At 63.7% G+C, this 10,486-nt stretch carries 12 protein-coding genes and 1 pseudogene; 8 read left to right on the forward strand and 5 right to left on the reverse strand.

What is annotated here, in order from left to right:
* On the forward strand, nucleotides 1–2,215 hold a 2,215-nt coding region (locus tag WCB02_RS40000), incomplete at its 5' end, for a PAS domain S-box protein (RefSeq protein WP_423968043.1).
* Nucleotides 2,216–2,390: 175 nt separating this feature from the next.
* Here WCB02_RS40000 and WCB02_RS40005 read toward each other — a convergent pair.
* On the reverse strand, nucleotides 2,391–2,738 hold the full coding sequence (locus WCB02_RS40005) for a GrlR family regulatory protein (protein ID WP_423968066.1): 348 nt from the start codon (nucleotides 2,736–2,738) through the stop codon (nucleotides 2,391–2,393).
* Nucleotides 2,739–2,961: 223 nt separating this feature from the next.
* Between WCB02_RS40005 and WCB02_RS40010 the strand changes: the two genes are divergently transcribed.
* Nucleotides 2,962–3,414, forward strand: a complete 453-nt coding sequence (locus WCB02_RS40010) for a hypothetical protein (protein WP_423968045.1) — start codon at nucleotides 2,962–2,964, stop codon at nucleotides 3,412–3,414.
* Nucleotides 3,415–3,429: 15 nt separating this feature from the next.
* Here the strand turns inward: WCB02_RS40010 and WCB02_RS40015 are convergent, their stop codons facing one another.
* Nucleotides 3,430–3,813, reverse strand: a complete 384-nt coding sequence (locus WCB02_RS40015) for a VOC family protein (protein WP_423968047.1) — start codon at nucleotides 3,811–3,813, stop codon at nucleotides 3,430–3,432.
* Nucleotides 3,814–4,242: 429 nt separating this feature from the next.
* Between WCB02_RS40015 and WCB02_RS40020 the strand changes: the two genes are divergently transcribed.
* The 6 genes from WCB02_RS40020 (at nucleotide 4,243) to WCB02_RS40045 (ending at nucleotide 9,105) form a co-directional block, all read left to right on the forward strand.
* Nucleotides 4,243–4,662 carry a hypothetical protein gene (locus WCB02_RS40020; protein WP_423968049.1) on the forward strand — a complete coding sequence of 140 codons (420 nt, stop codon included), beginning with the start codon at nucleotides 4,243–4,245 and terminating at the stop codon, nucleotides 4,660–4,662.
* A 156-nt stretch (nucleotides 4,663–4,818) separates the two neighbouring features.
* Entirely contained in the window at nucleotides 4,819–5,358 is a 540-nt protein-coding gene (locus tag WCB02_RS40025; protein WP_423968051.1) for a hypothetical protein, read from the forward strand.
* A 511-nt stretch (nucleotides 5,359–5,869) separates the two neighbouring features.
* Nucleotides 5,870–6,280: a DUF3775 domain-containing protein gene (locus WCB02_RS40030; RefSeq protein WP_423968053.1), complete on the forward strand. Its 411-nt coding sequence runs from the start codon at nucleotides 5,870–5,872 to the stop codon at nucleotides 6,278–6,280.
* Nucleotides 6,281–6,355: 75 nt separating this feature from the next.
* Nucleotides 6,356–6,802, forward strand: coding sequence for a host attachment protein (locus tag WCB02_RS40035; protein ID WP_423968055.1), 447 nt, complete (start codon nucleotides 6,356–6,358; stop codon nucleotides 6,800–6,802).
* 92 nt (nucleotides 6,803–6,894) lie between these two features.
* On the forward strand, nucleotides 6,895–7,224 hold the full coding sequence (locus WCB02_RS40040; RefSeq protein WP_423968057.1) for a hypothetical protein: 330 nt from the start codon (nucleotides 6,895–6,897) through the stop codon (nucleotides 7,222–7,224).
* A gap of 540 nt (nucleotides 7,225–7,764) precedes the next feature.
* Nucleotides 7,765–9,105 carry a hypothetical protein gene (locus WCB02_RS40045; RefSeq protein WP_423968059.1) on the forward strand — a complete coding sequence of 447 codons (1,341 nt, stop codon included), beginning with the start codon at nucleotides 7,765–7,767 and terminating at the stop codon, nucleotides 9,103–9,105.
* 36 nt (nucleotides 9,106–9,141) lie between these two features.
* Here the strand turns inward: WCB02_RS40045 and WCB02_RS40050 are convergent, their stop codons facing one another.
* The 3 genes and pseudogenes from WCB02_RS40050 to WCB02_RS40060 all read right to left on the reverse strand — a co-directional run.
* Complete coding sequence (locus WCB02_RS40050; protein ID WP_423968061.1) at nucleotides 9,142–9,306, reverse strand: hypothetical protein; 165 nt, start codon at nucleotides 9,304–9,306, stop codon at nucleotides 9,142–9,144.
* A 322-nt stretch (nucleotides 9,307–9,628) separates the two neighbouring features.
* Complete coding sequence (locus WCB02_RS40055; RefSeq protein WP_423968064.1) at nucleotides 9,629–10,234, reverse strand: VOC family protein; 606 nt, start codon at nucleotides 10,232–10,234, stop codon at nucleotides 9,629–9,631.
* 53 nt (nucleotides 10,235–10,287) lie between these two features.
* A pseudogene (locus WCB02_RS40060) lies at nucleotides 10,288–10,486 on the reverse strand (short-chain dehydrogenase); the annotation flags it as partial.

The raw sequence follows: 10,486 nt of genomic DNA on the forward strand, positions 1-10,486 counted from the left end.
GTTCGAAGCGGCGGTCGCCGACGTGCCCGACCGGGCCAGCGCCAGGACTCTGTTCCGCGCGCAAAACAAGATCGCGGCGGCGTTGCTCGCGCACGATCCCGCCGCCGCCGAACAATCGGCCCGCGACATGCGCGCGTTGACCATCGACGATCCGACGCTGCGGTCGGCAGCCGACGCCTATGCCGATGCGATCGTCGCCATCGCGGGGACGGAAAGCGAGATCGCCCGGCTGGACACCGAGGTGCTGGGAACCGAAGGCCGGCTGATCGGACGGGTCACCGATCTCCTGCGTGAGCTCAGCGCGGGCCGTGGCAGGGTGTTGTCCCACGATTTCGCCCGCACGCTGAGTGCGACCAAATGGCAGAGCATCATTCTCGGCCTGATCGGCGTCCTGACCGCGGTTTTCGCAGCCATTTTCGTGGTCCGCCGCACGGTGCGGCCGCTGGCCGAAATCGCCAGCTCGATCCGGGCATTGGCGGCCGGCAAGAAGGACGCCTCGATCCCCGATACCGATGTCAGCAACGAGATCGGGGATATCGCCCGCGCGGCCGAAGTGTTCCGCCGCACCCTGGTCGACGCCGATGCCGCGCGCGAGGCGGCGGTGCGCGCGCTTGCCGAGCAGCGACTCGCCGAAGAGAGTTACCGAAAACTGTTCGAAGGCTCGGTCGACGGGATCTATGTCACGACGCCGGCCGGCGCGCTGCTCAACGCCAATCCCGCCCTGGCGCGGATGATGGGCTACGACACGCCGGAGCAGCTGATCAACAGCATCGATGATCTGGCGGAAACGGTCTACGTTCATCCGGAGGCGCGCCAGCAGTACATGTTGCTGATGCACCGCGACGGCGTGGTGCGCGAGTTCGAATACCAGGTGCGCCGCCGCGACGGCGCCACGCTTTGGCTGGCGGACAGCGCGACCGGGGTGCGCGACGAGAGCGGCGAGGTCGTTCGCTACGAGGGAACGGTGCGCGATATCACCGACCAGAAGCGCGCCGAGGGCGCCGTCGCCGAAGGCCGCAGGCTCCTGCAGCAGGTGATCGACACCGTCCCTGCCGTGATCAACGTCAAGGACAAGAACCTGCGCTATGTGCTGATGAACCGCTACATGGCGGGCATCTTCGACATCGAGCCGAGCGAAGCGATCGGCCGTACCACGACCGAACTGATGTCGCGCTACGGCGCCGCGAAGACCGACGAGAACGATCAGCGCGTGCTGAAGACGCGAAACGGGCTCGGTTTCTACGAAGAGGAATATCTGGATTCGTCAGGGAACATGCGGCATTGGCTGGTGAACAAGATGCCGCTGCTCGATGCCGAACGCGAAATCGAACACATCGTCACGGTCGCGCTCGACATTGGCGAACGCAAGCGCGGCGAGCAGGAAATGCGCAAGGCGCGTGACGCGGCGGAATCGGCGCTGCGCAATCTGCGCGAGACCCAGGCCTCGCTGATCGAAGCCGAAAAGCTCGCGGCGCTCGGGCGGCTGGTGGCGGGTGTCGCGCATGAGATCAACAATCCCGTCGGCATCAGCCTGACCGTGGCTTCGGCGCTCGAGCGCAAGACCGCGATCTTCGCCGAGGACGTGGCGCGCGGCGAGATTCGGCGCTCGAGCCTGAATGACTTTCTCAAGACCAGCCGCGACGCCTCAGGCCAGCTCGTCGCCAATCTCAATCGCGCGGCCGAACTGATCCAGTCGTTCAAGCAGGTCGCCGCCGACCGCAACTACTCCGACCAGCGGATCTTCGATCTGGCCGACCTGACCGAGCAGGTGGTGATGAGCCTGCGACCCGGCCTGCGAAAGCACAATTTGACGCTGAACGTCTCGTGCCAGCCCAATCTCATGATGAACAGCTATCCCGGCCCTTACGGCCAGGTGCTGACCAATCTGTTTCTCAATTCGGTCGCGCACGCCTTCCCCGATAGCCGACCCGGCGTCGTCGATATTCAGGCGCGTGAGTCCGGCAAGGACAATGTCGAGATCATCTTCGCCGACAATGGCTGCGGCATGAGTCTCGACGTCCGCCGCCGCGCGTTCGATCCATTCTTCACCACGCGCAGGGACCAGGGCGGTACCGGTCTCGGCCTGCACATCGTCTACAGCATCGTCACCAACCGGCTCGGCGGCCGGCTCGACCTTGATTCCGAACCTGGCCGCGGCACGCGCATCCAGATCATCCTGCCGCGCATCGCGCCGCTGGAACAGGCCGCGGAGTGAGCGCCCCGGGAGTAGACCGGCCTTACTCGGACAACGGATCTAGTCGAGCGATTCCATGAAAGTTGTCATATGGCACCGCCATTTCTCCCCTCCCCACCACGCGCTACGCGCGCGGAGGGAGGGGGGAACGACTGCATCACGACGCTGATAGGATTCGAATTTCAAAATCGCTCGACTAGTCGAGGTCAGCGAGCCTGCGCAGCGTGGCGCCGAAAATCTGGCTGGCCTTGCCGACGAGGGCTGTTCCGGTCATCTCCGCGCGCGTGTCGGTGAAGGTTCCGGAGACACCGACGCCGACCGCGCTCGGGCCACCGAACAGTGGATTGGCGTCGGGGCTGGAGGTGTGACGCTGGATCAGCACCTCGCCCTTGAAGGTGTTGTCCTTCACGCTGTAGGTGCCGATGTAAAACAGATAGGCATCGCCGCCGACGATCTTGCCGTCGCGGAACACGACGACGCCACTCCCCTTGCCGACGCGCCCATCCAGCAGGGTGACATGGATCGAATAAAGTCCGTTCTTCATGACGTCCCGATGCCGGCTGTCGTCGCCCACGGCAAACCGGTCAGCTGTTATGCCAAACACTGCGAGTCACTGCAACGCGGCAGCTTGACCACATCGCCTCACCGATCGGTGCCGCGTTTGTGACGTGACACCCAAAGCGAGAGCGAATCAAATGCACGAACGAAGTTGGCCCGCGAAATGCATAGCCATGTTGGCACCCCTGGGGTAGGTGCTGGAGCAGAAAATGAGCAACTGGATCAATTCCGGCGGCCATGCGCCGCGTCAAACGAGTGACGCGTACCCGACCAAAGCCCTTCCGCTTCGTCGTGCGAATCGCTGGAGAACGCCGATTCGAATCATAGGTGCGGCGCTCGTGACCGCGCTCGCGTCGCAACTCAGTTACGCGCGCGATCACGGCCAGTTTGCCAATTCCACGCCGGAAATGAAAGCGTGGTTCGATGGTCTGAGGAGCGGCAGGGGACCGTGTTGTTCCGACGCCGACGGCAGCGCCGTGAGCGACGTCGATTGGGAATCCTACCAGGGACATTACCGTGTCCGGCTCGACGGCCAGTGGATCGATGTTCCCGACGAAGCCGTGATCACTGAGCCCAATCGAATCGGCCGAACCATGGTGTGGCCGATCCGTGGCTATCTCGGCGTGACGATCCGCTGCTTCATGCCCGGCAGCATGACGTAGCCAGAGCTCCGATGTTTACGCGTATTTCTTGTCGCGCTCGAGCAGCTCGATCGAGATGCCCTGCGGGCCGCGGAGGAAACAGACGCGCACGCCCGGACGGATCGTCGTCGGTTCCCTGGTGAACTCGACGCCCTTGGCCTTGATCTCGGCGGCGACCGCGTCAATGTCCCTGACGGTCAGCCCGAAATGATCGAGCCCCTGATAGGGCGTGACGGGCGGCGTGTGGACGCCATCGCCCGGCTTCACTGGCGCGATGAAGATATTCGCGCCGCCGAGCTTGACGTCGATTCGGCCAGGTCCGCGCACGATCTCACCGCCGAGGATGTCGGCGAGCCAGGCGGCGGTTGCCTCCGGATCGGGGCTGCGCAGATGAACGTGGTCCCACGTGACGGTCGGCATTGTCGATCTCCTGTTTTCCTGGCGCCGCCTTGTCGCAGCGCAATGGCTTGCGAGCTGCGCAGCCGTCCGGCTGCGGCGGATCATGTTAGCGGCCGCGTCGCAGCGTGGCCATCCCGTGTCCATCCGTGGAGCGCAAACGTCGTCGCCTTCCAATTGTCGGGATTGGGTGGAACCTAATTCTCGTCTTTGGATTTGATGCATGCGCTGACGAGACACGCTGTCAATGGTGCCGCCATGAGCACTGGGCCAGATCGCATCGAACCGGGTAGCTGCGCCAGGATCGGCCACCGATTTTCAGACTGGTCGGAGACGACGCGCGCTCGATATCTCAAGCCAGGACATAGCTTGCTGTACGTCGTGCTGTCGGCCGGCTTGATTGCCGGAGCTGGTGTTTGGCTGTTTGCGCCGCGCAGGAGCGGGAGTGCGCCGGTGCAACTTGTGGCAGTCGCCTCGTCAGCGGTGCCATTGTCCGCTGCTCCTACGGTGAATGCACCCGATTCCGAGGATCTCCCGTTCGATCCGGCGACAGCGGAGGCGATCGTGCCTGACCCGCCCGCGCCGCTGGACAAGGTCATGATCTCGTCGCAGTCCTGGCACCGCGGCGGGTTGGGGTCGAATGCGCTCGTCACCTTCACGCTGCGCAACCGCAATTCCTACGCCGTCAAGGATATCGAGATTACCTGTGCCTTCGCCCGCCGCGACGGCAGCCATCTCACCGACCGCACCCGTGTCGTTCCAGACACCGTCAACATGAAGAGCCGGAGGACCTTCGTTCGCATGCATATCGGGTTCGTCAATGTTAACGCGAGCCGGGCCAAGTGCTCGCCCATTGCGGCCAGCCGAGCCTAGAACGCGACACCGGCGTCGCTCCGTTGAGAGGGCGCCGATTATCCATTCGCGCCGGATTCTGTGGCGGCGGTCTCAAAAAAGTGACATTTCCAGTTGAACCGGTGAACCTTTCCCGGAACCTATCGGTATATTCTCGGTTAGGCGAATGGTCTGCGCGTGGGCGTGGCTCGAAGTGGTGGTGAAATGCCTTTGCTGCGGTACTTTGTCTTTGTCGGTGGAGCCTTGCTTGCACTGTTGTTCGTATCCGATGCCGTGTTGCCGCAAGTACCTCTTCCCAGCACATTGAATTCCGGCTCCGACTTGCCTGCGGTCCGCATCCACTCCGACCGCAAATGGCCGGAGCGCGTGGTGTTTGACACCAGCGCGCCCACGGTTGGAGCCGTGACGATCGCGAAGACAGCGGCACCGGGCCAGCCGACGCTGGCGGATTTGTCGACGAAAGCACGGATCCGCGCGGCTTTCGCGCAGTTGCCGCCAAAAAAATCAGAGTCGAAGGGCGGGTCGCAGGTCGAAAGCCAGACGTCCACGCCGAAGATCGTGGCGATGGCCGCGTCCCAGCCTGGCAACGCTTCCCTGCCCATCCGGCCGGACCTGAAGCCGCAGCTCAAGCGCAGGGTCGCGCGCGTTCGTCCGGCTCGTCCAGTCATGCTGGTTGCTCAGCAGCCGCATTTTGGGTTGTTCGACACGACCTGGTGAGTTCAAACCGCGGCGCTTCAGCAGCCGCGGCAGATGCTCTTGAGCTGGGTATTCAGTAACCGGTCACGTTCCGCCGAAGCTGCCTTGACGTAGTCGTCATTGCCGCGGCGGCGGCCGCCGCCTGCGGGAGGGCTTCCGTCTCCGCGATGGCCAGCGAAACCTTGATGGGGCAGACCTTCGCCACCGAAACCAGGGTGACCAAATCCGTGACCGCCCCGCGCATCGGCAGGCGGCACGCAGAGGATCGGAATCGCGCATGCGACAGCGATAGCCGATACCTTCGGCCGGGCCGCATGGGCTACTCGGCAATATCTCTGCAACCAACCCATCCCGACAACATAGCATTCGGCGCGGCCGCGCCCTTTCACGATCCGATGATGGGCGGCGGCCCGCGTTCCAGGGCCGTTCCGGTCCGCTTCGTCGTTGATCCTGCGCAAAGTACGGCCTGTCGGGAACGCCTAGCCTAGCGGCCGGTTGGCAGAGGACTTAGGTCCGATGGGAGATATTGCGCATGGTTAAAGCTCCGAACCTGTCGATTTCGCCGGAGAAGGTATTTTTCATCGTCTCAAAGGCGCGGCAATCCGACATCGAATCGACCGCGCCGGAATTGATCTCCGACCTCGCCGACGACGACGCGGACAACGGGACGCGCGGTTCCGGCGGCGATACCGGCCGCGCCGAGCTCTCCGGCTTTATCCGCGACCTGAATGTCGACGAGCAGGTCGACCTCGTGGCATTGATGTGGCTCGGTCGCGGCGATGGCGATCTCGACAGCTGGCGCGATCTGCGCAATCAGGCAGCGCAAGCCCATAATAATCGCACGGCGGCTTATTTGATCGAGACGCCCATGCTCGCCGACTATCTCGAGGAGGCGATGGCGGCGTTCGGCATGTCATTGGAGGATTTCGAAGAAGAGCTTTGATCCGTTTCCCCGCATTTGCGGAACGCGCGGCGCCCCCGCACCGCCAAACCTCCAAAATCCTACGGAGCACTTTCAATGGACAAGATGAAGATCGGAACCGGTGACTGGATCGTGGTCTGCGACGGACGCAAGGCGCTCATTCTGGAAAATCTCGGCGACCGCATGTTTCCCAACCTGCACACCAAGGAGGTGCACGAGCATCCCGTGCCGTCGACGCAAGCTCAGGGAACCGATCGGCCCGGCAAGGTGCACGAGTCGACCGGCATCGCGCGCAGCGCGATCGAGCAAACCGACTGGCATGAGGAGTCCGAGCGGACATTCCTGAAAACGCTCGCCGGCCGGCTCGATCACGCGGTCACGAGCGGCGAGACTCACGCCTTGACCATGGTCGCGCCGCCGCGCGCGCTCGGCATGATCCGCGCCGACTACTCGGCCGCCGTGCGCAAGGCGCTGCACGGCGAGATCGACAAGGATCTGGTCAAGCTGCCGGTCTACGAAATCGAGAAGCAATTGCTGGCGTAGGCAGGTCAGGGCGCCGCGCCGATGCTCGGCGCTCCCTGTTCAGTGCTCATTCAGGCCACGCCTTTCAGGGTCACCGCAAATGGAGATGACCGATGAAAAATGTTGTGCGTTCCATCGTCACGGCGGCAGCATTGGCTGTCGCAAGCGCGGCCTTTGCACAGTCCAGCAATACGGCTGCGCCAGCGGCTCCTGCCAGCCCCCCTCCCGCGGCGCAGGCCAGTCCCGCGCCCGCAGACACCGCCGCAGCAGGCAAGCGCGGCGCCTGCCAGACCGCGGCGCAGGAAATCAAAGGCCAGGACCGGCAGGATCAGATGCAGCTTTGCATGGCGCAGGCCCATCTCGATTGCCTGAAGCAGGCGATCGATCGCAAGGTGGTCGGCCCGCAGCGCCGCGACTTCATGAAGGGCTGCATCGGAGGCTAATTGCATGCTTACGGTGATCTGGAGGATTGGAAAGTCCTGTCAGGCGTGGCGAGCCCCGCGAAGCCGCGGTGCTCCGGAAACTGTCACTCTTCAGGACTCAGCGTACATGGCTTGATCTGCTATGGGTTCGCCGCGGCCGCGAACGACCGAGTCGTTGTCTCCGGACTGCGGCTTTGGCGAGACGGTTGACGGCGGAATGACATGCGTCAGCGACTCGTCCCAAAATAGTCGTGCTTTCGGCGAAATGCGTCCCCATGAGACATGGATATGGGCGATGATCTTATGGAGGCGACCGGCGCAGCTAGCGGCAGCGAAACTGCGACGCAGGTTAGACCTAGATGGCAGTACAGGTGGGCCGCTGCTTGCGGCGCATTGTTGATTTCGTGCGGCGTCACAGCCGTCGTCATCAGGCAAACGGCGTCGACGCAAACCGCATCGACGGCCGCGACGGGCGTCGTCGATAGCGGAAAAAAGCTGGGAGAGCCTGGTCTCGCGCCGCCATCCGAGGCGCAGACATCGAATCCGGAAACAGAAGCAATCGTGCCGCCGCCCGCTGCACAAGCGCCGGGCGCGAATGTGGTTGCGGCGTTGCCCGAGCAGCAGAAATCGAAGCCGGACATCGTCGTGCCCCCCGCCGAGGCGCAGAAGTCGAAGCCGGACATCGCCGGGTTGTCCCCCGAGGCACTGAAGTCGACGCCGGACATCGCCGTGCCGGCCCCCGAGGCGCAGAAGTCGCAGCCTGACATCGCCGTGGCGGGCCCCGAGGCGCAGAAGTCGAAGCCTGACATCGCCGTGCCGGCCTCTGAGGCGCAGAAGTCGAAGCCGGCCGTCGCCGTGCCGGCCCCCGAGGCGCAGAAGTCGAAGCCTGACATCGCCGTGCCGGCCTCTGAGGCGCAGAAGTTGAAGCCGGCCGTCGCCATGGCGACCCCCGAGGCGCAGAAGTCGAAGCCGGCCATCGTCGTGCCGCCCTCCGAGCCGCAGCCGTCAAAACTTGAAAGGGAAGCGGTTGCGCGGCCGCCCGAGGCGCAGCAAGCGGGCAAGGCCGCGGACTTCGCCGTGCCGCAACTCGTGATGTCCGCCGATGCGGTCAAAAAGGTCGGCCAGAAGATCTGGCTCAACGAAACGGCCGGCAGGCGCGATGCGATCACGACATGGAATGCGAGCGAGGACTTTGCCTCGCTTGGCATCGGTCATTTCATCTGGTTTCCTGCCGGCAAGACGGCGTCTTTCGAGGAAGGGTTTCCGCTCCTGATCGAGTTCCTGCGCAAGCAGCGCGTGCAGTTGCCGCCCTGGCTCGACAAGACGCCCATTCCCCACTGTCCCTGGATGAACAGCGCAGAGTTCAAGAGGGAATTCAACTCGCCGGTGATGATCCAGCTGCGACAATTCCTGCTCGATACCGTGGCAGAACAAACACAATTTCTCGTGGTGCGCGCCCAGGGCGCCATGGACAAGATTCTCAGAAACACGCCGGACAGCGCGGACCGCGCGCACATCATTGCCCAGTTCTCGCGCATGGCGCGGGCCTCCGGGGACCAGTATCCCTTGATCGACTACATCGATTTCAAGGGCGAAGGCACCAACCCGGCTGAAACGGCCTTGAACCAGCAGACAGGGGAACGGCAGGGATGGGGTCTCAAGCAGGTGCTTCTCAGCATGAGGGGCGCCACGAGCGATCGGGACGCCGTGCTGGCGGAATTCGCCGACGCGGCACGGCTTGTCCTGCAGCAGCGGATTCGGAATACTCCCGCCATCGGCAACGCGCGGGTCGGCTGGTTGCGTCGCATCGAGACCTATCGCCGCCCCATCGCTGATCTGGAATCGAATCCCAAGCCGGCGCGAAACGCATCGACGCGCGCGAAAACGGTCAAGGAGCTGTAACTTCAAGCCGCGACAGTCGGCGATGGCCTGCGGGCTTCAGCCGCAGGCGAAAATCTCATCCGTCGGAAACTTGCTCGAGATCAATTCCGGACCGTTCGCGCCGACCCGGAACATGTCCTGGATCTGCCAGTGGTTCACATGCGGCTCCATCGCGATCACCATGCCTTCCTCGAGCCGGCGTGGATTGTCGCGTGAGAGCACCGGCTCCTGCTGGTGCCATCAGGCGCGAAACGACAATCAGCGCCAAACGGCCATCGACGATCATCGCTCGCTCCCCAGCACGGCTATCGCGGTCGATCTCGGACAGCGATACCGCGATACCGTAAAGTCGTGCGTGTCAGCCTTCCGGCGAGTGAATCTGGGCCGCACCGGGCAATAGCAAGCTCAGCCCGGATGAGCGCAGCGGCATCAGGGGAGCTTTATTTGCGCTGATCCCGAATATCGCTGCGTTCGTGCGGGCTGATCGCTCCGAACAGTTCCGGCCCTGCAGCGTCCTGAATCGCCCTTTCGACGCCGCGACCCGCTATTTCATCGGCTCCGTCGTCATCCAGAGCAACGACTTCGAATCCTTCTCATAGGCCATGCCCTTGGGATAGCTGATCAGCTCCATCTGCAGGCCCCACGGCGTGAAGAAATACAGGATCGATTGTCCGGCCGCGGGACCTTCCTTGATCGGGATCGGGCCCTGCAGGGTCCTGACGTTCTTTTCCTTCAGATAGGCCGCCGCCTTGTCGATGTCGTCGACATAGAGCGCGATGTGGTGGCCGCCGATATCGCTGTTCTTCGGCAGGGTCTTGGCCTGGTCGGGCGCTTCGTACTGGAACAGCTCGATGTTGGAGCCGTAGCCGCAGCGCACCATGCTGATCTCGTCGATCACGGCGCGCGGGTTGACGTCGACCACGTCCTTCATGAACGTCCCCTTGTCATCCCGGAACGGGCCGAACGACATCGCGTGCGTACAGCCGATCACGTCGGTGAAGAACGCGGTGGCGGCCTTCACGTCCGGCACGGTGATGCCGGTGTGGTCGTGGCCGCGCAGGCCGGGAATGGAATCCGCTGAAGCCGGCAGCGACGATTGGCCGAGCGCCAATGCGGCGAGGGCGGCGAGCGCGAATCTTGATTTCGTCATGGTTGCTCCCATTGGTTCGATGTCTCGGTTCTTCAGGATGCCGGGCTAGCGGATCAACCCGGCTGCGCCAGTTGGCGTTCGATGGCCTTCGGATCGTGGGCTAGTCCCTCGGCGAGGCCGCGGGCCATGTCGCCGACATAGATCTCCTCCTCGCCGGCCTCGAAGCCATCGAGGATCTCGGTGGCGGCGTCGGCGGTCGTCATTTTCGGGATGGTCAGACCGGCGGTCATCCGCGTGTCGACGGCGCCGGGC

The organism is Bradyrhizobium sp., from assembly GCF_049581145.1.
In the GTDB taxonomy this organism is placed as follows: domain Bacteria; phylum Pseudomonadota; class Alphaproteobacteria; order Rhizobiales; family Xanthobacteraceae; genus Bradyrhizobium.